Source organism: Syntrophotalea acetylenivorans, from assembly GCF_001887775.1.
Classification (GTDB): Bacteria; Desulfobacterota; Desulfuromonadia; order Desulfuromonadales; family Syntrophotaleaceae; genus Syntrophotalea_A; species Syntrophotalea_A acetylenivorans.
Window position 1 is genome coordinate 2007231 of sequence record NZ_CP015519.1, and the last position, 24997, is coordinate 2032227.

Below are 24997 nucleotides of genomic sequence, written 5' to 3' on the forward strand. Positions count from 1 at the left end.
GCAGACCATGAGCAAAAAAGCGATCATCCTCTACAGCGGCGGGCTCGACTCGACCACCTGCCTGGCCATTGCCCAGAGCGAAGGCTTTGCTCCTTACACCATGAGCTTCGATTACGGTCAACGGCATACCGTGGAACTGGCCAAGGCCGCTCAATACGCCCCCCAGCTCGGCGCCGTGGAGCATCAGCTGGTGAATATCGATCTGCGCCGTATCGGCGGCAGCGCACTGACCTCCGACCTGGATGTCCCCAAGAACATTGTCGACGATGGCATCCCCGTTACCTATGTACCGGCCCGCAACACCATCTTTCTCTCCTTTGCCCTGGCCTGGGCGGAGGTTCTCGGGGCCTTTGACATTTTTATCGGCGTCAACGCCCTCGACTATTCGGGCTATCCGGACTGTCGACCGGAATATATCGCCGCCTATGAAACCATGGCCAACCTGGCCACCAAGGCCGGCGTCGAAGGCGAGGGGCGTTACCGCATTCACACCCCGTTGATCGATCTTACCAAAGCCGAAATTATCCGCAGGGGCCTCGATCTGGGTGTCGACTACGCCCTGACCCATTCCTGTTACGATCCGACGCCGGACGGCCAGGCTTGCGGCGCCTGCGATTCCTGCCGTTTGCGACTCAAGGGCTTTCGCGAAGCCGGCATCGAAGATCCCGTACCCTACGTTCAGAAAGAGCAATAGACCATGAACACCATGCGCGACATGCAGATGGAGCGGGACACCCGCAATATCCCCATCGACAAGGTAGGCGTTAAAGACGTCAACTATCCCATCGTGGTGATGGATAAAAACAAGGACCAGCAGCACACCGTGGCCCGCATCAACATGTACGTGGATCTGCCCCACCACTTCAAGGGCACCCACATGAGCCGCTTCATTGAGATTCTCAACCAGTACCGCGGCGAAATCACCATGCGAAATATGGGCAGCATCCTGCAGGACATGAAAGACCGCCTGGAGGCGAGCTGTGCCCATCTGGAAATGGAATTCCCCTATTTCATCGAAAAGGAAGCCCCGGTCTCAAAAGCCCGCAGCCTGATGGAATACCGCTGCCGACTGAGCGGCACACTCGATGATCACAAGGATTTTGTGCTCGGCGTCGAAGTGCCGATGACCTCCCTCTGTCCCTGCTCTAAAGAGATCAGCGAACGCGGCGCTCACAACCAGCGCAGCGCGGTGCGGGTCGAGATTCGCTCGGACAAATTCGTCTGGATTGAGGACTTGATTTCCTGGATCGAAGACTGTGGCAGCGCTCCGGTCTATTCTCTGCTCAAACGGGAAGACGAAAAAGCCGTCACCGAACAGGCCTACGACAACCCCATGTTCGTCGAGGATATTGTGCGCGCGGTCACCGAAAAGCTCAAGAGCGTCGAGAGCATCCTGTGGTTCCGGGTCGAATGCGAGAACTTCGAATCGATCCACAACCATTCGGCCTACGCCCTGGTCGAACATCCTTCGGCCTATCCCGTCCCTCTCGACACTCCGGACGAAAACTGACCCCCCCATGGCCAACCAGGTGCTGGGAATATTTGCCAAACAACCTGTCGCCGGCCGGGTCAAGACCCGGCTTTGCCCGCCCCTGAGCCACCAACAGGCGGCAGAACTTTACCGCATCTGCCTGCAGGAAACGGTCTCTGCCATGGCCAGGGCGCCGGCCGAACTGGTGCTTTTTTTTGATGGTGATGAGGCTTTTTTTGTTGAAACCTTCCCCGGCCTGCGCCTTATTCCTCAAAGTAACGGCGGACTGGGGCAACGCCTCGACCGCGCCTTCGTCCAGCTCTTTGCCGAAGGATGCGATGCCGCAGCCCTGATCGGCTCCGACAGTCCGGACCTGCCCATCCCCTGATCTGCGCTGCCTTTGCCGCGCTCAACGACTGCGACCTGGCCGTCGCGCCGGCCCGGGACGGCGGTTATGTGCTCATCGCCCAGAGCAACCACAACCCCGGCCTGTTTTCCGACATGCCCTGGAGCAGTGCGGACCTCTGGAAGGCCACCCGGCAACGGGCGGAACAGCTCGGCCTGTACTACCACGAGCTTGATACCTGGGAAGATCTCGACGACCTCGCCAGCTTGTTGCGTCTGTGCCGACGCGCCCCCGATTCTCCTACGGCTCAAATGGCTGGCCGCATTTTTGCACCTTTCCCTACTCATTCCACTTGAGCCCAACACCCGATACTGACAGCCCCAAAACTTTTGCCCGGCAGCCCCCCCCTGCAAGGCAGTTGACTTGCTCCGCCAGAATGGCCGATAATCATGCTCGATTTCAGGAGTTTGGCGAGAACATGAGCCGGCCAGAGGATTTCCCCGTCGGCTCATGGAAAACCGACAGATTTCTAGCCAATCATTTAAAGGAGGAACACCTTGGAACTGATTTTCAATGCCGGCCCAGTAGTCAAGCTGGTCATGTTGATACTCGCCTACTTTTCCGTGGTCTCCTGGGCCATCATTTTCTTCAAATTTCGCGTTATCCACCGTGCCACCCGCGACTCCGCGCAATTTCAGAATTTTTTCTGGGCTAAAAAACGCTTTGATACCATCAACCAGGGATTGAAAAACTACAAACATTCACCCCTGACCGTGCTGTTTCGCGAGGGATATCAGGAACTTCTGCGCAATCAGAGCGATCGGAATGTCGACGAAGAAAACCTCTTTACCACCGATCTGGGCCAGAGCGAAAATGTGGGCCGCGCCTTGCGCCGCGCCACCACCCTGGAGCGGCAGCGTCTGGAAAAATTTCTGACCTTTCTGGCCACCACCGGCTCCACGGCCCCTTTCATCGGCCTGTTTGGTACCGTCTGGGGCATCATGGACTCTTTTCAAGGCATTGGCCAGACCGGCAGCGCTTCACTGGCGGTCGTCGCTCCCGGCATCTCCGAGGCCCTGATCGCTACCGCAATCGGCCTGGTAGCTGCGATCCCTGCGGTCGTCGGCTATAACCACTTCGTCAACAAGGTCAACCTGTTGACGGGTGAAATGGACAACTTCAGCCAGGAATTCCTCAATATCGTCGAACGCATGCTGCGGAGGGGATAGATGGAAGTCGGTCAACGGGACGGCAGCAGCCGCAGCACCCTGTCGCAAATCAACGTCACCCCCTTCGTGGACGTCATGCTGGTGCTTCTGATCATCTTCATGGTCACGGCACCGATGCTTGAACAGGGGGTCGAGGTCAACCTGCCGGAGGTAGCCGATTCTCCCGGACTGGAAGCCAGCAAGGAACCACTGATCGTTACTGTCACTCGCAGCGGTGCCCTTTCCATCGGCCAAACCAAGGTAGAAAACGTGGCAAAGCTGATGCCGGTTCTAAAGCAGATTCTTAAAACCCGCAAAGAGAAGGAGGTCTTTCTGGAAGCCGACCGCGACGTTCCCTACGGCAAGGTGGTGCAGGTCATGGCCGCCATCAAGGGAGCCGGAATCAACAAGCTCGGCATGGTATCGCAGCCGCCCGAGTCGCCGGCCAAACGCTAGATTTCCAGAATCGCCATGGTTGAAAATCACTTTCAACGTCGGGGCTCAGACTTTCATCCCGACCCTAAACTCGGCCGACTGGTTCTGCTTTCGCTGATCCTGCATCTGGTATTGGTGTTGGTTTTCTCCGGCGCTCTCAGTCACCACTCCCCACCACCGAAGCGCCCTGTCTATTACGTCGACCTCACCCAACTTCCGGTAGCCAATCCTCGTGCCGGTCGCCCCGATGGACAGAGCGGGGCTCCCAAGGCCACCCCCAAAAAAGCTCCGACACCCGCGAAAAAAACAGTTAATAAGACAGTGGCCACGGCCAAAAAGGCTGTAACGCCAACGCCGGCCAAGAAAGCTGTAACGACCAAAAAATCGGCGGCCCGCAAAACCGTAGCGAAGAAAGATTCGGTCGCTACAAAATCTGCCGCCGCCAGTCAGGCCAAAGCCGACAGCAATGCCAGTTACCAGACAGCCATGAGCGCCGTGGAGAAGATACGCCGCAAACAAGAGATGGCGGCCCTCAAGGAAAAGCTCGCTGCCATGGCCAGCCACGACAGTCGAACCGGGAGCTCAAGCGGCGGCGGTTCAGCCGGCGGCACTTCATCCGCTCCCCTTGGCATGCCCGACGGAACCGGAGATCAAGCCGGGGTCAGCCAGGAGCTTTGGCTGCAAGAACGGTTGACCAAAAACTGGAGCCTGTCCAAATATCAGGTCGTGCGCCGCGATCTGGAAGCGCGGGTGGCTATTACCTACAATGCCCAGGGTGCTCTGACCGGCAAGACGTTTAAAAAATCATCCGGGGACAAACTCTTTGACGACTCGGTTACCCGGGCCATTCTCAAGAGTCGGCAACTGGAATTCCAACCTGGCAGAAACCTTGAAGTGGTTGTTATCTTTAACCTCAAAGACCTGATGGATTAAACCGATGCGCCTTTTCGCCTTGTTCAGCCTGCTGTTTCTGCTCTTGGCCGCACCAGCGGCAGCCGACATAGAGATCAGCGCCCCCGGCCAGCAGACCATCCCGCTCGCAGCCACCAAACTGTTGGCCCAGGGAATGGTTCCGGCGCAAATCGTCGACGACTTTGACCAGACCCTGAACGATGATTTGCTGTTGTCCGGGCTGTTCAGGCTGGTTGCGCCTGACTCCTTTCTGTCCGATGCTCGCAGAATCGGCCTCAAAAGCAACCAGGTCGATTTCGGCCAATGGCGACTGTTGGGGGCCGAGGTGGTGGTTAAAGGCACCTGTCGCCTGCAGAATGGCAAACTGGTCGTCGAAACCCGCTTGTTCGATGTCGCTCACCGGCGACTACTGACCGGGCGTCGCTATGTCGGCTCTCAAAACGATGTGCGTCGTATGGCCCATCGTTTTGCCGATCAAATATTAAAAAGCCTGACAGGTACCGAGGGACCCTTTAACAGCCGCATCGCCTACATCAGCAATCAAAGCGGCCATAAAGAACTGTACCTGATGGACGTTGACGGCCGCAATGGAGTGCGCCTCACCAATCACCGCTCCATCGTACTCAATCCCGACTTTTCCCCGACCAGTAAAGAGCTGCTGTTCACCTCTTACCGGGCCGGGAACCCCGACCTGTATCGCAAAGAAATCTATTCGGGACGGGAAGCCAGCCTCTCTGCCCGTAAAGGACTCAATATTGCCGGCCGTTTTCGCCCCGATGGCCGGGAAATTGCTCTGACATTATCCAAAGAGGGTAACTCCGACCTGCACCTACTGGGAACCGACGGCAGTCACAACCGGCAGGTGACCAAACATTGGAGCATCGATGTCGACCCGAGCTGGAGCCCTGCCGGTGACAAACTGGCCTTTGTCTCCGACCGCCAGGGCAATCCACAGATCTTTATCCTCGACATCTTTTCCAAACAGGTCAAGCGACTGCCCACCGCCGGCAAGTACAACGCCACCCCGGCCTGGAGCCCTAAAGGGGACCGCATCGCCTTTAGCCGCCTGGAACAAGGCCGTTTTGATATTTACACCGTCGCCCCGGACGGCAGCGACGAACGCCGGTTGACCTTTGGACCAGGCAACAACGAGCACCCGCGCTGGAGCCCCGACGGCCGCTTTATCGTCTATTCATCCAACCAGAGCGGGGCCAAGGCTATCTACATCATGCGCGCCGATGGCAGCGGCGCCACACGCATTTCACCGGCGGGTGGCGATTGCAGCCATCCTGCCTGGTCGGGCCGCTGGTAAGCATTAATCCATTCACAATACCTGCGTAGGATGGCTAAGCAAAAATTTCGTACTGCAAGGCTTTGTGGTTTTTCAGGGGCGAAGGCATACATCAGGTATGTCGAGGTCGTGAAAAAACGCCGTAACGCGGCAGGGCGGACTTTTTGCGACGCCATCAAAGATTGTCTTTCAAATTTGTTTCTGTATAATGAAACCGTTTAAAGGAGGCCAATAATGGCTTTCCCTTATACACAACAATCAAATCACAAAGGAGCGGATCAAAATGAAATCTATTTCTAAAACAAGCATGTTGCAATGGGTCTTGCTGCTCGCCGCCACTATTCTGCTCAGCGCAGGCTGCGCCAAGAAACCAGCCGCTACCACCACCGCGGTTCCGGACACTACCGTCACTGAAGAAATGGGACAAGACACCATGCAAACCGGTGGCATCGATGAGATGGCCATGGGCGAAAGCACCATTGAAGAAGGGGCTTCGGAATTTGGTGTTGCCACTGCAGCGGTCCCTGCCCTGCAGACCATCTCTTTCGAATTTGACCAATATACTCTAAGTGCCGCTGCTCAAGATGTTCTGGTCAGCAACGCCGCTTACATGCAGGCCAACCCCGGACAAAAGGTCCGCATTGAAGGCTATTGCGACGAACGGGGTTCCGACGAATACAACTTGGCTCTCGGCCAACGACGAGCTCTGGCCGCCAAAAACTTCCTGGTATCTCTCGGCATCGACCCGCTGCTTCTCTCGGTCATTTCCTACGGCGAGGAGCTGCCCCTCGATCCTTCAAACACCGAGGAAGCCTATGCTCTTAACCGGCGGGCCGAATTCAAAGTCGAACGCTGATTAACTCTGTCTGACATCGGCCGCAGAGCGAATTGCCTGCGGCCGAACTAATTTAAGGAGAAGTGACCGTGATCATATGCAAAAGACTCTTGCCGATACTGGCATTGGTCGCACTGCTGGCCGGCTGTATCCCCACCCAACGGCAGCTGACCATGGAACGGGACCTGGAAGAGATGAAGCGGCGGCTGGCCGCCTCGGAGCGCGCTTTAGCCAGCCAGCAAAGCCGCCGCGGCGACGAAACCAGCAATCGCCTGGAAGCTCTCAGTCGACGGCAGGCCGAACTGCAGGCCAGTCTCGACGCCTTGCGACTCGAGCAGCAGGCCCTTAACGGTCGCCTGGCCGATCTGTCTCAAGCCGATAACGAATTGCGGGACGAGCTATCCTTGGTTCGCGACGATCTCGGTCTGAAAATCTCCGCCATTGAAGATCAATTATCCAAACCTGACGCGAAAAAACAAAACCCATCAACGGCACCGGTTGCAGAATCCCCCGAAGACCTTTATCGCCGTGCCGTCGCCATGATTCGCAGCGAAAAACGCTATGCAGAAGGACGGGATCTGTTACAGCGCTTTTTGCAACAGCAACCCCAGCATTCCCTGAGCATCAATGCCAGCTACTGGGTCGGCGAAGCCTATTACGGCGAAAAAAAATATGAGAATGCCATTCTGCAATTTCAGGATGTCATCGATAAAAACAGCGACCACCCCAAAGCTGCGGCCGCCCAACTGAAACAGGGCATTACCTTTCAGACCCTGGGAGATAATCAAAGCGCTAAAGCCATCTTCAGCAAACTGGTCGAAACCTTTCCACTTTCGGCCGAGGCTAAAGAGGCTAAGAGACGCCTGGCTGCGATGTAACAATTGCTGACCTATTAATAGCCAAAGCTTTCACCAGAGAGGTCACAGAGGATTTCTAAAAATTCCATAGATTTACTCTGTGTTCTCCAGTGAGCAAAGCGAACGGGTGGTAAAAAGAGTTTTGCTGCACACAAAAAGGGCGGTCATTTGACCGCCCTTTTCTTTGCTGTATTTCTCTTGTCATACGGCTCAAGCAGTCGTCTCGTACCAACCGGAGTGAGCCGGAACAAAGACATTATCCACAATATGAATCACGCCATTGCTGCACTCGATATCCCCTTGGACAATGTGAGCATTATCGATCATGATCTCGTTTTCATCGAGATAGACCGATAAACTCTTGCCGCATTCTGTGATCAGAGTGAAGATGTTTCTCGCATCTAAGGTCGCCTGCAAATTGATGCCGCTGACCAGATGATACTCGAGCTTGGTTTTAAGCTTGTCGATATCTTTGAGCAGTTCATCCATGTTTCGCTTGGAGAAAGCTTCTTCGTTGGGAGCAAAGAAGGTAAAAGGCCCGGCAGCCTTAAGGCGCTCGGCAAAACCGGCTGCCTCGATAACTTTCGCGAGAGTTTTCAACGAATCATTAGCCGCGATGGTTTCCATGATATCCGACATTCCCTACCCCTTTCAGCAAAAAGTCTCCCCAGAGTTACCTGCCTGAAATTCCCATTATTATTAATGATAACTATCTACCAATAATAGTTCCACCGTAAAAAAAATCCAGCTAAAAGTGAGATTTTACAGCCATTCCCTACCTGAACTTTTTACAGAGGGTTAACGGCCACCTTGAATCAACAGGTGGGCTGCCCCTTTACCATCCTCCCTGTCATTAAGTAATAAAATAACAGCAGGATGCTTTCCGGGGCGTTCCAGTAAAGCAAAATCAAGGATGTAGGCATCAACTCCGGGAAAAGGTTCTTCTAGCAACAGCCTGTTGTCCTGGGGCACAACGCGTACAATCCGGTCTTGGCCGGAAGGCTTGCCCACCAGAGGTAAGCCGGCACTACGACCGCGCCGCACCGTATAGACCGAACCGTCCCCGGCAACAGCCTTGCGCGAAGGCAGAGCATGATATTCCTCCCGCACCAAATCTTCCTTTGAAAACCCAGAGCGGTATTGGGGATTTTCCAATGAAACAGCCACTTGGGGTCCTGAAAAGTCTCCCAGATCCTGAAGCAGCAGTCCTCCAGGAAGAGGCCGACCGTGCTTTCGATCCACCAATTGCAGCCGGCCCTGTTTGTCATTGCCAAGGGCCAGCCGTTGATCTAACGGGGTAGTGGCATAAATGGTGCCCCCCCAGTCCAGAGGCTTGTCGCCAACTGTCCATTCGCCTGCCTGCTGACCGAGACCCAACACCGGCCCCTTAAAAGGCGTGTAAGGACCGCGCTTCTGCAACGCTGCCTGCTGGCCGCTCAAACGCAGATAGCCGCTCAGATCAGCAACCAGGGGCTTCATGTCGGCAGCGAGCAACCAGGCATGGAGTTTGGAATCGGTTCCCTGGTAGATTCCCTGCACGTCTTCCGCCCACAAAACTGCCAACTCTCGGGTACCATCATCATCCAGATCGGCAGCATCCAGATGCAGAGCCCGCTTGGTTCCTAATTCCGGGCTGAATTCTCCAACCGATTCCAGACCGAACTCCCCCAAACGATAGTGCACCAGTTTTTCATCGTAAAGCAGCCCCAGTTGCAACCCCTTGATTTCCTCGCCAGCCAGCAGAGCCAAGTTGCGAGGCTGGCCGGAGAGAGCTAGCGGACCGTACAAGGGACCGGTTACGGATTCCCGCCGAACCACAGTAGTTGCGCCCGATGGCACTGGGGTTACAGCCGCAGAAGGCACCGTAGTAGCAGCTACGGCTACCGGTTGAACAACTGCAGGGGGCACCATTTGCGAAACAACCGGCTCTTTGACTTCGACAGCCGAGGGTAAGGCCTGAACACTTCGGCGTTCAAAGGCAATAATGGCCCCATCCTCGGCCCGCCGCAAAGCCAGTATCTCATTGCCGTCGGTGATGCGAAGGTCAAGCATTAGACCTGATTTGGCAACCGCTTTCGCTTCGACCGGCAAGACGGTATAACCCTCGCTCAACAGATCCTCCAGCAGATCCTGAACCAACGGAGACATGAGTGGATCGGCAAGGGAACTGCGCAAAAGCACCTGTTTTTCTCCTTGCCAGCCCTGCAAAGACCGCTCAATATTCGGCCAATCACCGGCAAAGCCAGTCATCGGCATCAACAAAATTGCCACAAAACAGCAGATCGCTTTTCTGAATCGCTTCATGGTAAGTCCTTTTCAACAACCCGTGGTCATCCATCTTAAAGCTACGGGGCGCCCTAAGGACACCCCGCATAAAACACTTATCGATGGCTGCTTAATAAGACCAGGCCAGAGTTAAGGTATTGACGAAGGCGGTATCATCGCCGTATTGATCTTCAATTCCGTCGCCAGGAATGAAGGTCGAGAAAAGATAATCAATGCTGAAGTTTTTCGATATAGCGTAGAGCAACTGCAAATCGAAAGTTGTGCCAGCATAGTCGTCAACATCTGCACCAAGATTGTCCGTTTCATCGTACCAGATGAAGAACGCCTGGGTCTTGTACATCAGCTTCGGCACCAAAGCCGAAAGATCACCTCGGGTACCCACAGCAATCAATTTCTGACCGGGATTATCGCCACTGCTGCCGTTGCCATTCCCGCCGTAGCGATTGCCTGTGGTAGCCCCCCCTGGCGTATAAGAATAGAGGGTAGCGCCGTAACTCTGCCGCATATCAGAACCCAGAACATTGCCATCCATGCCGATCAAGCCGCTGTACATTGCGATATCACCGACACCAACCCAACCATCGACATCATTGTCAGTATCATCGTCATCGCCCTGGGTATAGCGAAATGCGACGTAAGGATTAAAGGCTTTATTAATGGTCATTTCCAGACCGGCGAACATGGCCCAGGAGGAGATATCTTTACCGTCATCAAATTCGCCATCGGCTGCAACTACTTCGAAATAGGGCTTGAACCAGCCAGCCTGGCCGGTGATTTCAAGACCGTAGTAGTGAATCTGGGCATGTTTAGAATCGTTATCACTATAAGCATAAATGGGGCTTACAGAGAATTTCAGGGTATCACGCTCGGCATCAGCGTTGCCGAAGAAAGCGTTCTGCGGCAGAGCAGTACTTTCACCGCCCAAATCCTGGACCAGCTTAAGGGTGTAGACACGCCAGTCATCTTCAGTGGAACTGCCCCATTCAGGAGATGGCGCGGTACTAATTGGTTGGCGATTCTGCACTGTGATATAAAGAGCCTCATAGCTAGTTTGCTGAGACAACTTGCCACGGAAACCAATAAAGGGGTGATCGTCGCCGAACAGCAAGCCACCGGTTTTGATATCCAGTGCCCGAACGTCCCACCCAGTCTCCAATTCCAGTTGCGGTAAAAAGGTATAAAGCAATTCAACCCGCTCGATACCAAACTCACCTCCGCTGTTTGGCTGATCCTCCTTCTCTGCGAATTTATAGAAAGAACGATCGGCAGTATCCTTCTCGTACAAAACGTCAGCCTCAGCGATCATCTTTACCGACCACTTATCGCCTTTAGCCTTCCAACCGAGTCGGAATTCACCACGGATGTGCTCGCCGTCAGTTAAGCCGCCTTCATTGCCGATCGGCGCATCATGTTCACTACTCTGAAAATCAAAGTCCGTGTAAACGGTCGGCTTCACTTTGGCCGTACCAAAAAACTCGATTTCCGCCCATGCCGGTGCAACCAATAACATTAATGCCACAGTTGCCAATAAAATCCTGATCCCCGGTTGCTTCATCCCCATCTCCTTCAATTAAATGTTTAGCCAAGACCGAGCCAGCCTTAAAAATGGCTGCAGGCCAAAGTGAAAGCTATTCTTTGTAACAGGATTAAAACCGTAGGTCAACTGAACAAAACAGCGTTCTACAGGCGCCGAGAACCATTTCCTTAGAATAGCTGTTAACTATGAAAATTTTGTCCCAATAAAAAAGGCTCCGGAAAACCGGAGCCTTTTGAGTCATTCTTCAGATTTAAATCAGCGGGCCAAGGGAAAGACCAACAACTGACTATCGCCACCCTCGCCGAATACGGAACCGGTTTCGGTTGCCACGAACAGCACCCGGTCACCGGCCACGGCCAGCCCTTGCAGGGGCACTTCCAGTTCTTCGCCAAGGGTGCCCTTAACGAACATGCCGTCGCGCTTTTTCAAAACCGCCAGCCAGCTTTTTTTGACCCCGGCGCCAATTCCAGGTGCCGCAAGCAGAGAACTGTCGGAAGCCACAGAGAGTAGTTCCAGCTTACCATCACCGTCGAGATCGGCTGCCACCGGTGCTACCTCAAAGGCAGCAAAGTTCGTCTCGGTTTCCCTGGCATTGGGGTCTTCGTCAAACAGGAAGCGGGACAGGGTGCCCCCCATCATCTTGGGCGAACGATAGAGCTTTTTTGTTCCCGAATAGACATACATCAGTCCATCACGAACAAAGATCGTTTCCGGCTTCCCGTCATTGGTCAAGTCAGCCATCAGGCTGCCGACCACAGTAAAACGATGGGGAAGCTTAAAGTCCAAAGCACCAAGCGAGACCTTATCGCCCTTGAGGACGGCTTTTTTAATCCGGGTGCCCCAAACCAGACTACGATCAAAGTCTTGGGCTAAAAGCAATTCCTTCCGGCCGTCACCGTCCCGATCGAAGCTGCCCAAAAACTTGCCCATGGACTCTTCCACTGCGTTCAAGCTTCCATTGTCATATGCATAGATGGCGGAACTGACCTTGGGGGCTTGCCAGCCGGTCACGGCCAGGTAAAGCTTGTCGGCTGCCGGTTGCCACCAACTTAAGGAGGCCACCTGGGCCATATCGGCCAGCTGCAGTTCAGCCTGCTGTTGCAGCTTTTCGCCAACAACAAACACCTTAATGGACTTGCCATCACTGGCGGCCACCAGCAACTGCTCCCCATGCTGCACAAAATCGGACGCAACCGCAGGGAATCCGATAGACCCGGTGGTTTTAAAACCGGGGAAGGTAGCCTCGTACCGTACGGTGCCAATGGGCGCCGCAGGGGCCGCCTCAAGACGATAGGGCACAGCAGCGACAGGTGCCTGCTGCAAAGGTGCTGAAACAGCCGCTTGTTTCACAGTCGGCGAGGAGTAAGAATGCAGCAGGCGATAAGCGCTGTCGCGCACACTCAGTCCGTGGCCATCAAGGATTACCAGTAGATCGGCACTGCCCGCAGCTGCCGCTGGCTTAGCGGGTCTGGCAGCTTGCGCAGCGGCATAGTCTTGCCATTCCAAACCCGGCAGAGCTCCGGTCAGATCGGCATAAAAGGCTTCGCCGCGGCCGGTATAATCAAGAAAAGAGGCACGCAGATTGACAAAACGGCGAATGACATCGCCGCGAGCCACTTGCGCGGCACCACTGACCGCACGGGCCTGGGAATAACCGGCCTTGATCTGGGTAACCTGAAGCACGGCCTTGCGCACATCAAGAGAACCAAGCACTTCGCCGGTGACTGGATGGGTGATCTTCTCGCCCGGCTGTACCACGGCAAAAAGGTCACCAACAGCGATACCCTTGCTCGCATCGAGATCGATAAGAAACTCACCCTGGACAGGCAGGACAACATAACCGGAAACCTCTTTAAAGTCCTGGGCAAGCTCCTCCAGCGTACCGGCGAATACCGGAGCGGCCATCAACAGCAGCGAACAGGCTGCCAGCAACATGAATCGTTTAATCATCAAAACTTACCTCCACGAATAAATTCTTCTATTGAGTCGATCTGTCTCCAGAATTCAGGTGATCTAGACATCTATTATCGAGCTTGGTGATCCATGGCAGATGACGTTTTTGAAGGCACATAGACACATACCAACAAAACACCCCCCACCATCGCTAACCAAGAAAAATAGGGCCGGGCAAAAGCCCGGCCCTATAAGTATCACAACCTACAAACTTCAGGCAATCTTAGAACTTGAAGCGCAGGCGAGCATCAGTACGGAAGATGTCATCAGCGTCGTCGCCAGTGACAAGCTCGTCCAGAAGGTCGCCAGCGATCAGGTAACCAGCGTTGATGTCAGCGGTGAGGCCCTTCATGATGGTATAGCTTACACCGGCTACGAATTCGTGACCGATTTCATCTTCGCCGGCAATGTCTTCTTCGGTGTTGTGCCAGAAGTACTTGCCCCATACCTTGGTCTTGGCGTTGAGTTTGTGAGCCACGCCACCGTAGATGATCTTGTAACCTTTGTCGAAAACGTAGGTAGCCTGGCTGAAGGAGTTGTCATCAGCATAGTTGTCGAAGATGATTACAGAACCGAGAACCGAGGTGGAGATGTCGATGTGGTCGAAGTTGTCAAGGTCGCCATCGGAGTCATTGTCGTCACCGGGGGTGAACAGACCACCGAGGGTGTAGGTGGTCTTGTCAACCTTGTAATCAGCCTGAGCGTGCAGCAGGTAGGACTGGCGATCTAGGTCGTCGGTAGCAGAGTCGGTTTTAACTTCACCGGTCTGGTAGATAGCGGTGCCCATAGCGGACAGGTCGCCCCAAGAGGCGTTGCCGGAGAGGCCGAGCCAGAGGGTGCTGTCGCGGGTAACGGTCACGCCCGGATCATCAACGGTACCATCAGCAAGATAGGTACGGCCGACAAACTGATCGTCGCCCTGGTTGCGGAAATGAGCGAAAGCGTTAACGGCACCGTTGTCGAACTTGTAGGTGGCGTCGGCGCTATAGATTTCACCGTTTTCGCTGCTGTCAGAGTTGCCGGCACCTGAGTTTATATCATCCCAGTCGGTACGCCACCAGCCGAGGGAGTATTTCCAGGCACCTTCAGCGCGGGTCCACTTCACGCCAGCGGCGTTGTCGCTCCAGAGCAGCATGTTGTAGCCAACGGGCTGCAGGCCAACGCTGACGCGGGAAGCGGGGTCGAAGGGCAGTTGAATATCGGTGTAGGCCCAACGCAGTTCGATCTCACCGGTCTTATCGCCGCCATTAACAGCCGCGCCGCTGCCGAACTTTTCGCTGCCAATCTCGAGGCCAAGCACTGCTTTGACCTTCTTTTCGTCGTCGGAAACGACCAGGTGGGTACGGTACTTGACTTCGGCGAACATATCCGCGTCATCTTTGTTTTTCTTGGGGCTGGGAACGCTGTCGGCATTGGTATAACCGTCAATACCAAAGTAAGACTTGTTGTCTTTGGAGGTACGCTTGGACCAATCGCCCTGGGTGCTGTAAGACGCGCGGTGGTTAAAATCGCCGTGCCACTCGGCATTGAAGGCCAGGGCGGGAGCCGCCATAGCCAGGGCGATAAAGATCGCCAAAACCAGTTTCATCTGTTTCACAGGTCTGTCTCCTTCCATCTTGGAAAAAATAAAAATGAACATGCTGCCGAAGCAGCCGGGGCCAGACCACATTGGCCTGCATATACCCCGTATCCTCCTGTACTGCCTAACGCAGTAAATTAGTTGCGCGCCATTATCGTGCTGATCGTTTTTAGACTTTCGCACAGAGATCAACTGTGCAAAACCACACAAACGCAGGGATTCTATTCAACAACAGTGCCAAAAGTCTAAAATTACTGAGAGCGTTGTTGACAGCGGAGTTTAGCGCTATTTATTTTTTTACACAACCGAAAACTGTACGTCCTGCGACACAGGGTTGTGTTTTTTTTGCCACAAACGCCTTCGCTTTTAAATTTGGTTCGGTGGCGGTTGTGCCATGAACACATCTCAATTCGATATTAGACGAGAGATCATCTTGACCGGATTCGGCTTTCGACAATAAAGGCCCAAGCCTTTGTGGTCAAGACAAAAATGAAATTGGCTTTCATTTTCCCTTGCGGCGCAACTAGACAATAGCACCCAACGGGATGCTGGTGACTTTTGAAACAGTGGCACGATAGAACATGAATGTTAGGGTGGGGTTAAAATTTTGTGATTTCCATCATTGGGCGGGTTTGCAATGGTGGGGGCTTCATAAACCTTGCAGCCAGCTGCCGGCAAGGGTTCAAAGAAGTTGATTGCCGAGAGGCTCAAGAAAAAGCAAGACCGCCGGGTCGCGTCCCGTCAGACGCCTTCCTTTTTGTTTTGGCGCCAACGAAAAGGAAGAAAAGGGTGCCTTGCCACTGCGTGGAGCATGCTGTCACGGGGATGAGGAGAAGACTATCAATTCTGGTGCCATCCTACGGTGGCATAACTTTCTTTGAGCGGCCCTTCTTTCGAAGGTTATTGCTAAAACGCTCAGTTCGTTTCTCTTGCCAACAGTGGTCGAAGGGGCTGCTGGGTTTAAAAACCGAACGTACTGTCGTCCACTGGCAGGAAGCCGAGCTAACGAAGCAGGGAAAGATTTAGTCTTGAATATTTTCCCGGGGAGTCGGACAGGGCATGGTACCCTCGTCAGAAGTCGGCGTTTCTGCAGCCGCTGGCGGCTGCAGAGCGGCTATCTTTTCTTGCAATTCTTCGGGTTTGAGACGCAGTCCGTCATGAACGATGCGGAATTGCTGATCGATGATCACAAGACGGGGAATCAGGTAGACCTGGTAGGCACGATGGGCCTGACCGTCATCGAGCAACGGTACCATCGGCATAACAAAATCTTTGCTTTTCAAAAACTTACGGACGCTGCGACGGTTTTCTTGGAGAAACACATCGACCAAGACCACGCCCTGTTCTTTCAGCCGGGGCCCCATTTTCAACAGGTCGGCACTTTGTCCAACACAATCGGGACACCAGGTGGTGCCAAGCTTCAAAATAATGATCTGGCCTTTAAAGTCGGACAGCTTGACTTCATTGCCTTCGAGATCGGAAAGTTTAAAATCCGGAGCCTCACTACCAACCTGCAGATAGGCCAGGGATTGCCCTGCAAAACTGAGCAGTAAAAAAGCAGAAAGAATCAGCAGTCTAATTTTTTTCATTGTCATCCCCTCGGGCGAAAACCCCGCCGCACTGGTTGGATAGTAGCTCTCCTGACGCAACACAAACCGTTTTCACATCTAAAACTTATGGGCAAGGTCTATCTAATACAGTATTGAAACACCGGCCCTGGCGTCAAGTCGAATCCCTCTAAGACGGCCATCTCAAGTCCCAAAATGTTGACTTTTAAGCGGCGACAGCATAATTATAACCTTCTCAACCGTTGTTGGCTCACAATATTCCCAATAACCACTCTGTTAGACAAGTCATATCGACCCTGGAAGGAATCTCTCTTTGCCCGACAAGAACTTCAATTTTCCCTTGGGGATCTCCCCCTGGGTCAGCGAAAGAGAAAAGAGCCGCCGCTTATGCGAAGGCTTTAACTTTTCCCTGTTGGAACAATCGACGGATTCTTATCGTTTCACCGCCATGGCGGATCCCGGCCGCATTGAGAACCTTTTTCGTTCCTTTGCCAGCGTTCTTAAAGAAGAAGCTTTTTTTATTCTGGAATTTTACCGGGAGGAACAGAGTTCCACCACGGATGAACAACCGACGCCGACCTTGTATTATTCTCCCTACCTGCCAACAGAAGAGATTCTGACCACCATCGCTCCCTACCTGCCGCGCCTGATTCACGATGGGTTTGTCGGTTTCGGGCTGGCCAATAATCACAACGGCATGGAACTCTTCTATTCGGAAGAGAAGCTGTTGACCTGCTTCACAGAGAACCATATCCGGATCGCGGACCTGTTCCACGGCCAGGGCCTGTCTTTCTCTCCCGAGCTGCTGCTGACTTCGGATCTGGGGCACGACCACCTGTCGCTTCTTTGCCATCCTCGCCACCTGCTGCCTGCGCCTCTGAATCAGTTACCGGATAGCGAACTGGACTATCTCTGTTTCTGCGAAGAGCTGGCCGACCTGCTCGATATGTATCCGGTGGATGAAGGGCTGTCCTTTTTTCTTTCCCGACGGGAACAGGAATCGATCAAAAAGTGCCTGAAACAGCACCCTGAATTTGCCTGCTTTGCCGAGGAAGATTTTGGCGAACTGCTGCTGAGCTGGCATGATTTTGTTCAAGAATGTGAAACCGGCTTTGACGGCGACCTGGATGAATATCACCAGTGCCTGAAGTTGCGGGACATCATCCAGTATGTGATTGAAGGTGTCGCCTCGGCGCTGCACGACAAGCTTGCGGATATCGTTGCCGAGCCGGACAATCGTTTTCGCAACAGCCTGTCCGATTGCCGCAAGCGTCTCGACCCCCCCAACAATATCTCCTTGCGGGCCGACCGTTTCTGGTATCGGGGCATGGTCCTTAAACAAGGCACTTATTTACGCCGCGACCTGATCCGCTCCGGCTGGTATAATCCCTGACAGTTACTTCATTTGCTCCTCTTTTCGGGGAAAGGGCGCAACAATCCAGCCTGCCGTTTAACTTTATTCTGGACGCAGATAAAATCCGATGCTTCGCATTCGCAGATCACTCACCCCAAAAAAACCTTTTCTAAAAATTATTGTCCTATCTGCGTTTATCTGCGTCCATCTGCGTCCCATTCGCCTTGATTTTTCCGCCATGTGTCACGAATGGAGTCGAATACAACACCCATGATTGCCATCATTGCCGCCGTAGCGGCGGAAACAGCCCTGCTACGCCAGTCCCTGTCACCCTGCGAAGTGCGCCGCTGTGGCGCCAGAGAACTCTTTCTCGGCTCCCTGTTCGACCAGAAAGTGGCCCTACTGCACAGCGGCATCGGCAAAATAAACGCGGCATCGGCCGTCACCGCCCTGCTGGAAACATTTAAACCCGAGGCCGTCATCGTCACCGGCTGCGCTGGTGCTTATCCGGACAGCGGTCTGGAAGTGGGGGATCTTGTCCTGGCCAGCGAAGAGATTCTTGCCGACGAGGGAGTCCTTACGCCACAAGGGTTTATCGATTTTGCCGCTCTGGGATTCCCGCTGCTGGAGCATGGCGGGCCGCTCATGGAACAGCGCTTCCTTGCCGACCCGCAACTATTAGCCGAGGCCCTGCCACTCATCGAAACCGCCGCCATTAAAGCTGGCGCCAGGCTGGCAACCGGACCGTTGGTTACTGTCTCGACCTGTTCGGGAACCGACCAGGCCGCCCGGGCCATGGTTCAGCGAACCGCTGGCATCGGCGAAAATATGGAGGGGGCAGCCGTGGCACAAATCTGCCGCCTGTACGAAGTGCCTTTCCTCGAGCTGCGCGGCATCTCCAATCGAGTGGAAAATCGCAACCTCGAACGCTGGGACCTGCCGGCAGGTGCCAAAATCGCCCAAAGAGCTCTGATGGCCTACCTGAAAGGCTGCCACCCTCCGCAGGAATCCGCATGATCGGATCCCTGTCCCTCGGCTATTCACCCTGCCCTAACGATACTTTTCTCTTTTATGCCCTGGCCCACGGCATCGTTTCCTTGCCTGGCCTGGAAAGACCTCCACTGCTGACCGACGTTGAAACCCTCAACGGGTTGGTACGAAACGTTCGTCTTTCCATCAGCAAAATCTCCTGCCACGCCCTTGGCCATGTGCGTCATGATTATGCCTTGCTTCGCAGCGGTGCCGCCCTGGGTCGTGGTTGCGGGCCGTTGCTGGTAGCCCCTCGCGATTTTGATCCGGTTACCCTTTCCACCAGCCGTATCGCCATTCCCGGCAACCTGACCACAGCCAGCCTGCTTTTACGTCTGTGGCAACCGAACTGTCGCAATCTGATCGTTTTGCCCTTCGACCGCATTATACCGGCGATTTGCACCGGGCAGGTCGATGCCGGCCTGATCATCCACGAAGAACGTTTCACCTTTGCACAGCACGGGCTCAAAGAGCTTGTCGACCTCGGTTGCTGGTGGCAGAAATTGACAGGGCTGCCCCTGCCCTTGGGAGCCATTGTCGCTCAGCGGCAATTGGGCAGCGAGAAGATCACCAGCATCGAAAAGGCTATCGCGGCCAGCCTTCTCTATGCCCAAAACAACCCTGGCGAACCTGTAGCCTACATTCAGCAACATGCCCAGGAACTAACTGCCGGGGCCATCGAGCAGCATATTGCCCTTTACGTTAATGATTTTACCCAAAACATGGGTGAGGAAGGGTTGGCAGCGATTGAAGAGTTGCTCGGACGCGCAGCAAAAGCTGAACTAATCCCGCCACAAGAGGGGCCTTTGTTAATCAAGGAGAGGGACGAATAACCTTTCCATCGACAGAACTTGCTTAACTATGCACAAAAAAAGCGGCCCTCACGGGACCGCTTTTTTTGTGCATAGCTGAAAACTAAACTATTTGATGACCTTGAGGTGGCTACCCCTGTCCGGTACGGGGGCAGCTTCCGCAACTTCGCAAAGCTCAGTCGAAGGAGACTCTTCCAAAAGGGGCTCTTCTTCCAGGGATGGCAAGGTGCCATCATCGATCATCTGCTGCAGAGAATTGGCGATTGTCAGGCATTGCTTCATGCAAACCCGCTGCACCGGGCAACTGGAACAATCGGCTTCGCCGCCGGCAACCCGCAAAGAATGAATGACCAGAGCAACGCTCTCCGGTTGATTGAGGGGGAGAAAAAACATTAACTGACTCCTGTAGCAATAGTATTTCGGTTTATATGACTGCTGATACCTTATAGGAAACAGCCGACAAAATGTAAGCCCCCCCCTGTTACGTCTTCTCAAACAACTGTATTTTGCTTCTATCCTAAAAGGTTGCCTCTAGAGCTTTCGGTCGGCGGCCGCAGCGAACTGACGCAGTTTTTCCATGACAATCGCAAAATCTGACGGCCGCAGGGATTGGGGGCCATCGCAAGAGGCCGTTTCGGGACTATTATGCACCTCGACCAGCAAACCGTCACAACCGGCCGCCACCGCTGCATAGCACATGGAAGGCACCAAACTGGCGTGCCCGGTGGAGTGGGACGGATCGATCACCACCGGCAGGTGAGTCTGCTCTTTGAGTACCGGTACGGCGGAAATATCGAGAGTGTTGCGAGTGGCCGTTTCAAAAGTACGAATCCCCCGCTCGCAGAGGATGACCCGGCGGTTTCCTTCGGACAGAATATATTCGGCACTCATCAGAAACTCCTTGATGGTGGTCGCCATGCCCCGCTTGAGCAATACCGGTTTGTCCTGCTGGCCTAACAGCTTGAGCAGAGGGAAGTTCTGCACGTTACGCGCTCCAACCTGCAGAATATCGGCATAACGGGCTACCAGCTCCACATCCCGCGGATTGACCACCTCGGTAACGATGGGCAGGCCTGTTTCCTGGCGGGCCAGGTCGAGGAGCCGAAGACCCTCTTCTTCCAGCCCCTGAAAGGCATAAGGGCTGGTACGGGGCTTAAAGGCTCCGCCCCGGAGTACGGTAGCGCCTGCGGCCTTGACCGCCCGGGCGGTCTCGATCAACTGCTCTTCCCCTTCGACGGAACAGGGGCCCGCCATCACCACCAGTTGCTCGCCACCGATGGTCAATCCGGGTGCCAACTCGATAATACTCGGCTCGGGACAGACTTCGCGGCTGGCCAATTTATAAGGCTGCAGAATCGGCATCACATTTTCGACACCGTCCATCGACTCCAGGGATTGCAGCACCGCTTTGCCGCGCTCATCCCCTACGGCACCGATAACATTGCAGGTTGCACCGTGAATGACGTGGGGCTTGTAGCCAAGATCGCGAATGCGCTGCTTGACTGCCAGCAACTGCTCCCGGCTGGCCCCGTGCTTCATGACGATAATCATCTTTGTATCCTCCTGGTGAGCGCCGTCAAGTCGGAACGACTTCGAGACGCGAGCTGTGGCTTTCCGTTCAACTCGACCACGCCCTTTTCGCCTGAAAAACAAAAAGAAAACCACGGGGCCGGAGTTCGGTCTGCCCGTGGTTTGTGTTAATCGGTTGATTGACGACTGTCAGTTACGTCAACGGACCTTCACCCTGGGCAGACGGCCTAAAAAAGAAGCCGCACCAAAAGTAAAACCCGTTAAAAAAGTCGTAACGAAACTGCATGCCGATACTCCGAAAATAAACTCTTTCTGATCTTCTATCAGAATCATCACCAAATAGCAAGAGCTACCCTACCCGCCTTTCGCAGGTCCACGACAAGCCAGGCAGGTTTCCGGGCGGAAACTAACTGGAATAGAGACTCTGGGTAAAGCTATCCAGCCAGTGGTGTACGTCATGGCGCCGAATCTCGTTGCGCAGCAACTTCATCCGCCGCAGACGCTCTCCGGATTCCATGACATAGGCCTGATATATGGCATCGGCCGTACTTTCGATATCATAGGGGTTCACCAGCAAAGCTCCCTTGCGTAGCTGATCCGCCGCTCCGGCGAATTCGCTGAGAATCAGAACGCCGTTGTTCTCCACCGAACTGGCGCAATATTCCTTGGCAACCAGATTCATACCGTCTCGCAGAGGGGTGATAAGGGCTATCTCCGAGGTCCGATAACGGGCCAGCAATTGAGTGCGGCCAAGGGTGCGATAAACATAGTATATAGGATTCCATTCGGGCTGTCCGAAGCGGGCGTTAATGCGACCGGCCAGCTGATCGAGGGTTTCCTTGAGATTCTGATAATCGGGCACCAGGGTTCGGCTCGGCACCACCAACTGCATCAGGCTGATATTGGTAATTAGCTCGGGGTACTTCTCCAGCGCCCGCTCAAAAGCCAGGAATCGCTCGGGAATCCCCTTGGTATAATCGAGGCGGTCGACCCCCAGCATCAATTGCCGACCACGCAGATTTTCATGCAGGTACCAGGCGGCATCTTCGACTTCTTTGGACCGGGCACCATTATCGAATTCATCGAAATCGATACTGATGGGAAAATGCCCGACCCGCACCGTGCGTCCTTCGAACTGCAACACATCGTAGTGCCTCTTGCGACTGACCACTTCGACCTCGCTCAGCAAAGAGGTTGCGGTATTAACAAAATTGCGGCGGTCACGCTGGGTCTGAAAACCGAGCAGGTCATAAGCCAGCAGCGAGCGGATCAATTGATCCTTCCAGGGCAAGCGACGAAAGAGATCCGGAGCCGGAAAAGGGATGTGCAGGAAATATCCCAGGGGCTGAGGCATCTTCAGGGCCCGCAACTGATCTCCCACCCCGATCAATTGATAATCGTGAACCCAGATCAGGTCATCTGCTTTAGCATGTTCGGTCACGACCTGCGCGAAGCGCCGGTTGACATCGAGATAAACCTGCCAGTTGTCGTAGGAAAATCGGCAGAATCCGAGCAGATCGTGAAACAGCGGCCACAAAGCCTCGTTGGAAAACCCCCGGTAATACCTCTCCACCTCATCGGCTGAAAGAGGCACCGCCGCCAGAGAATAACCGTTGTCTTGGGCGAAGCGGTCCAACAATTGCCCCAGCGGAGCCTCTTCATCACAACCAGGCCAACCGATCCATAAACCTTTCTGCTGCCGCATAACCGGGGCCAGAGCAGTCACCAAGCCACCACTGCCGGGAATAATTTGCCATTTATCTGCCTGCCTCTCAATGACCACCGGCAAGCGATTCGATACAACCAGCAAACGTCTTTGTTGCTCTTGGAGCATATGGTTATCTCCTGTTTAGTCCAGCCCAACGATACAAACTGTGAACTACAAACCAAGTTCCATGCGGCCCTGAGTACCGTTTTGTAAACCCAGCAGCATGGTCAAATATTCCCGCAAATGGCGAGTGATAAGAAAATTTTCGCCAACGAAGCGCTGTGCCCGCTGGCCCATTTCCTTGAGCAATTCACGGCGATGAAGCAAATACCGAATACGCAATGCAGCCCCCTCGGGAGTCCGCACCAGAAAACCGGTGTAGTGATTAAAAACCTGCAGTCGAATACCGCCGGTGTCTCCGCCGATCACCGGTTTCCCCTTCCACATGGCTTCAGCCACGGTAAGCCCGAAACCTTCGCGAATCGATTTCTGCAGCACAATATCGGCGGTCCTCTGCAAGGCGTTAATCGTATGATGAGCATCGGCGGGCAATAGCAAAACCTGAATTCTCGGATCATCCGCCGCTGCCTGGCGTACTTCCTCCAGCACCGCCTCGCCTTCGGGATCATCGCTGGCACCGCCTCCGGCCAGCACCAGCTGCAAAGGGGTCAGCTTCCCGGCCAGCTGGCAGGCCTGCACCACACCCAACGGATCTTTGAAGCGATCATATCGGGAAACTTGCAACATCAGCGGCAGAGCCGGATCAAGATTGAAACGCTCGCGAACGGTTTGCAGTTCCGCCAGAGGCAGATCACGATTCTTTTCGCTCAGAGGGTCGATACTTGGCGCAACGATGTACTGGGGATGGGGCAAGGGCTGAGCAAACTGGGGGATGGAAAAAATGCTGGCATCGTAGGGGATAACCCACTGCCGCAGATATTTCCATACCGGTCGATAGGGATGACTGGCGTCTATGTGACAACGCCACAACCAGCGCCCACGGCGTGCGGGGCAGTGACTCAGCAACGGGGCCGGCTGGGGGTCGTGAATAACGACAAAGTCGGCCTCCTCCAGGGTACCGCGCAGATTCTCTGCATTAGCGGCGTTGATCTTTTCATACTCTGCCAGCAACTTCTTCGGGATGGGACTGCCCATACCCTGCAGACCGTTATGAAAGCCCTTGGTACATTCATAAAAATCCGGGCTACCATTGATCACCTCCCAACTGGCATCGATGCCAAGGGCCCGCTTGAGAGGAATCAACTTCTGCAGGATTTCCGCCACCCCGCCCCCTTCGCGGGTCGAGTTGACATGCACGACTTTAGCGCCCTTAAGGGGCGCCGCCAATTGCTGGAGATGATGAATCACCTCACGGCCAGTCACTTCGGCGTAGCGATCAAGCAACCCGCTATCGTTTTTATTAGAAGCACTCATTGAACAGCCTCCTCAAAAAACGTCTGAAAAAGATCAGTGACAATCTGACGAAGGCTTTGCAGCGAGGCAAAATAGGGATCGACACCACATAACCGCTCACGCAGAGGCTGATATTCGGCACCGAAACTGGCCAGCCAGGCACTGAAATCATCGCACCGCTCGGCAGTGCGGTTGCGGGCATCGATGAAATGGTAATACACGCTACCCGTGGACAGGTGTGCCAGATAAGGGATCAAGTCGACCGGCTGAGCGAAGCGTAAACCGCTATCGAAGACCACGATCTGCGAGCGCAAGAAATGAAACTGCTGATCGTTTTTAGCCCAAGGCACCATCTCGCATTGATCGAGTCTCTCTTCAAGAACCTCGACCAGCTCTTGGCGAAGAGCTTCCTGATCGGCAAAATCGGTGGGCAGCACCATACTCAGCCGTTCGGCCAGAGTCTTGTCGTGCAAACCGTGATAAGCCCAAGACGCGAAATCGTTGTTATATTCCGGTTCATCGAAACGGGGCTGCAGAAGGCGTCCCCAGAGGTGGTGCTCAATACTCTCCAGCGGGATACGTTGAAGGATATCGCAAAACTCCCGCAGATTCTGTGCCTTAAGGCCCGTGGCCAGAGAGATAAGGGCGCAATCCCGCACAGCAAAGGGTGTTGCCTCGGCGGGATCGGTAGCGCGTTCGCTCATGGTTATCCTCCTGATGCGGCGGTCATCCGGAAAAACCAATGGAGATTTCAGTTACTTTAGAATAACACACGGCTTCGAATAGACAAAAGACGCGGCAAACCAACTTGGCAAAAACAACGATTTTTGCTTGACAGGTACGGGGAGTTTCATTTATAACCGTGGCTCAACT

Annotated in this window: 24 protein-coding genes; 13 read left to right on the forward strand and 11 right to left on the reverse strand. The window is 54.3% G+C overall.

The annotated features are described in order from the left end of the window. Window positions 1-7 precede the first annotated feature (7 nt). From queC to ybgF, 10 genes are all read left to right on the forward strand, one after another. Window positions 8-694, forward strand: a complete 687-nt coding sequence (gene queC, locus A7E78_RS09185) for a 7-cyano-7-deazaguanine synthase QueC (RefSeq protein ID WP_072283938.1) — start codon at window positions 8-10, stop codon at window positions 692-694. A gap of 3 nt (window positions 695-697) precedes the next feature. After that, window positions 698-1510 (forward strand): GTP cyclohydrolase FolE2, encoded by an 813-nt coding sequence (folE2, locus tag A7E78_RS09190; protein ID WP_072283939.1) that lies wholly within the window; start codon window positions 698-700, stop codon window positions 1508-1510. Window positions 1511-1517: 7 nt separating this feature from the next. Further along, window positions 1518-1859: a TIGR04282 family arsenosugar biosynthesis glycosyltransferase gene (locus A7E78_RS09195; RefSeq protein ID WP_072283940.1), complete on the forward strand. Its 342-nt coding sequence runs from the start codon at window positions 1518-1520 to the stop codon at window positions 1857-1859. Next, on the forward strand, window positions 1805-2173 hold the full coding sequence (locus A7E78_RS14840) for a TIGR04282 family arsenosugar biosynthesis glycosyltransferase (RefSeq protein ID WP_083553212.1): 369 nt from the start codon (window positions 1805-1807) through the stop codon (window positions 2171-2173). The genes A7E78_RS09195 and A7E78_RS14840 overlap by 55 nt, the downstream gene beginning before the upstream one ends. Window positions 2174-2374: 201 nt before the next feature. Then, window positions 2375-3046 carry a protein TolQ gene (tolQ, locus tag A7E78_RS09205; protein ID WP_072283941.1) on the forward strand — a complete coding sequence of 224 codons (672 nt, stop codon included), beginning with the start codon at window positions 2375-2377 and terminating at the stop codon, window positions 3044-3046. Next, window positions 3047-3481, forward strand: a complete 435-nt coding sequence (tolR, locus tag A7E78_RS09210; RefSeq protein WP_072283942.1) for a protein TolR — start codon at window positions 3047-3049, stop codon at window positions 3479-3481. A 15-nt stretch (window positions 3482-3496) separates the two neighbouring features. Beyond that, a complete protein-coding gene (locus tag A7E78_RS09215) occupies window positions 3497-4393 on the forward strand; it encodes a TonB C-terminal domain-containing protein (RefSeq protein ID WP_072283943.1) in 897 nt (298 codons plus the stop codon). 4 nt (window positions 4394-4397) lie between these two features. Continuing rightward, on the forward strand, window positions 4398-5684 hold the full coding sequence (tolB, locus tag A7E78_RS09220; protein ID WP_083552956.1) for a Tol-Pal system beta propeller repeat protein TolB: 1287 nt from the start codon (window positions 4398-4400) through the stop codon (window positions 5682-5684). A gap of 262 nt (window positions 5685-5946) precedes the next feature. Continuing rightward, complete coding sequence (locus tag A7E78_RS09225) at window positions 5947-6519, forward strand: OmpA family protein (RefSeq protein WP_083552959.1); 573 nt, start codon at window positions 5947-5949, stop codon at window positions 6517-6519. A gap of 68 nt (window positions 6520-6587) precedes the next feature. Further along, window positions 6588-7376 carry a tol-pal system protein YbgF gene (gene ybgF, locus A7E78_RS09230; RefSeq protein WP_072283945.1) on the forward strand — a complete coding sequence of 263 codons (789 nt, stop codon included), beginning with the start codon at window positions 6588-6590 and terminating at the stop codon, window positions 7374-7376. 189 nt (window positions 7377-7565) lie between these two features. On the opposite strand, the gene A7E78_RS09235 is transcribed toward ybgF, so the two are convergent. The 6 genes from A7E78_RS09235 to A7E78_RS09260 all read right to left on the reverse strand — a co-directional run bounded on the left by A7E78_RS09235 (window position 7566) and on the right by A7E78_RS09260 (window position 16299). Continuing rightward, window positions 7566-7994, reverse strand: a complete 429-nt coding sequence (locus A7E78_RS09235) for a fasciclin domain-containing protein (RefSeq protein WP_072283946.1) — start codon at window positions 7992-7994, stop codon at window positions 7566-7568. A 159-nt stretch (window positions 7995-8153) separates the two neighbouring features. Continuing rightward, entirely contained in the window at window positions 8154-9659 is a 1506-nt protein-coding gene (locus A7E78_RS09240; RefSeq protein WP_072283947.1) for a hypothetical protein, read from the reverse strand. Between the two features lie 91 nt (window positions 9660-9750). Then, window positions 9751-11196 carry a hypothetical protein gene (locus A7E78_RS09245; protein ID WP_072283948.1) on the reverse strand — a complete coding sequence of 482 codons (1446 nt, stop codon included), beginning with the start codon at window positions 11194-11196 and terminating at the stop codon, window positions 9751-9753. Window positions 11197-11433: 237 nt separating this feature from the next. Then, entirely contained in the window at window positions 11434-13128 is a 1695-nt protein-coding gene (locus A7E78_RS09250) for an FG-GAP repeat domain-containing protein (RefSeq protein ID WP_072283949.1), read from the reverse strand. 226 nt (window positions 13129-13354) lie between these two features. Continuing rightward, window positions 13355-14719, reverse strand: a complete 1365-nt coding sequence (locus A7E78_RS09255; RefSeq protein ID WP_235606831.1) for a histidine kinase — start codon at window positions 14717-14719, stop codon at window positions 13355-13357. Window positions 14720-15732: 1013 nt separating this feature from the next. Further along, window positions 15733-16299 (reverse strand): TlpA family protein disulfide reductase, encoded by a 567-nt coding sequence (locus A7E78_RS09260; protein ID WP_072283950.1) that lies wholly within the window; start codon window positions 16297-16299, stop codon window positions 15733-15735. Window positions 16300-16591: 292 nt separating this feature from the next. Here A7E78_RS09260 and A7E78_RS09265 point away from each other — a divergent pair, with 292 nt between their 5' ends. The 3 genes from A7E78_RS09265 to A7E78_RS09275 all read left to right on the forward strand — a co-directional run bounded on the left by A7E78_RS09265 (window position 16592) and on the right by A7E78_RS09275 (window position 19494). Continuing rightward, the gene (locus A7E78_RS09265) at window positions 16592-17671 is read left to right on the forward strand and encodes a hypothetical protein (RefSeq protein WP_072283951.1); all 1080 of its coding nucleotides are present in this window, start codon (window positions 16592-16594) and stop codon (window positions 17669-17671) included. 231 nt (window positions 17672-17902) lie between these two features. Continuing rightward, window positions 17903-18649, forward strand: a complete 747-nt coding sequence (gene mqnB / locus A7E78_RS09270; protein ID WP_072283952.1) for a futalosine hydrolase — start codon at window positions 17903-17905, stop codon at window positions 18647-18649. After that, window positions 18646-19494 carry a 1,4-dihydroxy-6-naphthoate synthase gene (locus tag A7E78_RS09275; RefSeq protein ID WP_072283953.1) on the forward strand — a complete coding sequence of 283 codons (849 nt, stop codon included), beginning with the start codon at window positions 18646-18648 and terminating at the stop codon, window positions 19492-19494. The genes mqnB and A7E78_RS09275 overlap by 4 nt, the downstream gene beginning before the upstream one ends. An 87-nt stretch (window positions 19495-19581) precedes the next feature. Here A7E78_RS09275 and A7E78_RS09280 read toward each other — a convergent pair whose 3' ends face one another. The 5 genes from A7E78_RS09280 to A7E78_RS09300 all read right to left on the reverse strand — a co-directional run bounded on the left by A7E78_RS09280 (window position 19582) and on the right by A7E78_RS09300 (window position 24828). Beyond that, window positions 19582-19866 carry a hypothetical protein gene (locus tag A7E78_RS09280; protein WP_072283954.1) on the reverse strand — a complete coding sequence of 95 codons (285 nt, stop codon included), beginning with the start codon at window positions 19864-19866 and terminating at the stop codon, window positions 19582-19584. A 138-nt stretch (window positions 19867-20004) separates the two neighbouring features. Next, window positions 20005-21024 (reverse strand): 3-deoxy-7-phosphoheptulonate synthase, encoded by a 1020-nt coding sequence (gene aroF / locus A7E78_RS09285; protein WP_072283955.1) that lies wholly within the window; start codon window positions 21022-21024, stop codon window positions 20005-20007. 385 nt (window positions 21025-21409) lie between these two features. Continuing rightward, window positions 21410-22837: an alpha,alpha-trehalose-phosphate synthase (UDP-forming) gene (locus A7E78_RS09290; protein WP_072283956.1), complete on the reverse strand. Its 1428-nt coding sequence runs from the start codon at window positions 22835-22837 to the stop codon at window positions 21410-21412. A 45-nt stretch (window positions 22838-22882) separates the two neighbouring features. Next, the gene (locus A7E78_RS09295; RefSeq protein WP_072283957.1) at window positions 22883-24145 is read right to left on the reverse strand and encodes a glycosyltransferase; all 1263 of its coding nucleotides are present in this window, start codon (window positions 24143-24145) and stop codon (window positions 22883-22885) included. Beyond that, the gene (locus A7E78_RS09300; protein ID WP_072283958.1) at window positions 24142-24828 is read right to left on the reverse strand and encodes a DUF5752 family protein; all 687 of its coding nucleotides are present in this window, start codon (window positions 24826-24828) and stop codon (window positions 24142-24144) included. Before A7E78_RS09300 ends, A7E78_RS09295 begins: the two co-directional genes overlap by 4 nt. Window positions 24829-24997: the final 169 nt, after the last annotated feature.

What these genes read in the sequence shown, in the direction of transcription:
- mqnB (WP_072283952.1), top strand. Translation starts at nt 17,903, where the DNA reads ATGATTGCCATCATTGCCGCCGTAGCGGCGGAAACAGCCCTGCTACGC.
- A7E78_RS14840 (WP_083553212.1), top strand. Translation starts at nt 1,805, where the DNA reads ATGCGATGCCGCAGCCCTGATCGGCTCCGACAGTCCGGACCTGCCCAT.
- queC (WP_072283938.1), top strand. Translation starts at nt 8, where the DNA reads ATGAGCAAAAAAGCGATCATCCTCTACAGCGGCGGGCTCGACTCGACC.
- A7E78_RS09280 (WP_072283954.1), bottom strand. Translation starts at nt 19,866, where the DNA reads ATGTTTTTTCTCCCCCTCAATCAACCGGAGAGCGTTGCTCTGGTCATT.
- A7E78_RS09295 (WP_072283957.1), bottom strand. Translation starts at nt 24,145, where the DNA reads ATGAGTGCTTCTAATAAAAACGATAGCGGGTTGCTTGATCGCTACGCC.
- tolR (WP_072283942.1), top strand. Translation starts at nt 3,047, where the DNA reads ATGGAAGTCGGTCAACGGGACGGCAGCAGCCGCAGCACCCTGTCGCAA.
- folE2 (WP_072283939.1), top strand. Translation starts at nt 698, where the DNA reads ATGAACACCATGCGCGACATGCAGATGGAGCGGGACACCCGCAATATC.
- A7E78_RS09300 (WP_072283958.1), bottom strand. Translation starts at nt 24,828, where the DNA reads ATGAGCGAACGCGCTACCGATCCCGCCGAGGCAACACCCTTTGCTGTG.
- aroF (WP_072283955.1), bottom strand. Translation starts at nt 21,024, where the DNA reads ATGATTATCGTCATGAAGCACGGGGCCAGCCGGGAGCAGTTGCTGGCA.
- A7E78_RS09245 (WP_072283948.1), bottom strand. Translation starts at nt 11,196, where the DNA reads ATGAAGCAACCGGGGATCAGGATTTTATTGGCAACTGTGGCATTAATG.
- A7E78_RS09235 (WP_072283946.1), bottom strand. Translation starts at nt 7,994, where the DNA reads ATGTCGGATATCATGGAAACCATCGCGGCTAATGATTCGTTGAAAACT.
- A7E78_RS09195 (WP_072283940.1), top strand. Translation starts at nt 1,518, where the DNA reads ATGGCCAACCAGGTGCTGGGAATATTTGCCAAACAACCTGTCGCCGGC.
- A7E78_RS09290 (WP_072283956.1), bottom strand. Translation starts at nt 22,837, where the DNA reads ATGCTCCAAGAGCAACAAAGACGTTTGCTGGTTGTATCGAATCGCTTG.
- tolB (WP_083552956.1), top strand. Translation starts at nt 4,398, where the DNA reads ATGCGCCTTTTCGCCTTGTTCAGCCTGCTGTTTCTGCTCTTGGCCGCA.
- A7E78_RS09255 (WP_235606831.1), bottom strand. Translation starts at nt 14,719, where the DNA reads ATGAAACTGGTTTTGGCGATCTTTATCGCCCTGGCTATGGCGGCTCCC.
- A7E78_RS09225 (WP_083552959.1), top strand. Translation starts at nt 5,947, where the DNA reads ATGAAATCTATTTCTAAAACAAGCATGTTGCAATGGGTCTTGCTGCTC.
- A7E78_RS09250 (WP_072283949.1), bottom strand. Translation starts at nt 13,128, where the DNA reads ATGATTAAACGATTCATGTTGCTGGCAGCCTGTTCGCTGCTGTTGATG.
- A7E78_RS09240 (WP_072283947.1), bottom strand. Translation starts at nt 9,659, where the DNA reads ATGAAGCGATTCAGAAAAGCGATCTGCTGTTTTGTGGCAATTTTGTTG.
- A7E78_RS09275 (WP_072283953.1), top strand. Translation starts at nt 18,646, where the DNA reads ATGATCGGATCCCTGTCCCTCGGCTATTCACCCTGCCCTAACGATACT.
- A7E78_RS09260 (WP_072283950.1), bottom strand. Translation starts at nt 16,299, where the DNA reads ATGAAAAAAATTAGACTGCTGATTCTTTCTGCTTTTTTACTGCTCAGT.
- A7E78_RS09215 (WP_072283943.1), top strand. Translation starts at nt 3,497, where the DNA reads ATGGTTGAAAATCACTTTCAACGTCGGGGCTCAGACTTTCATCCCGAC.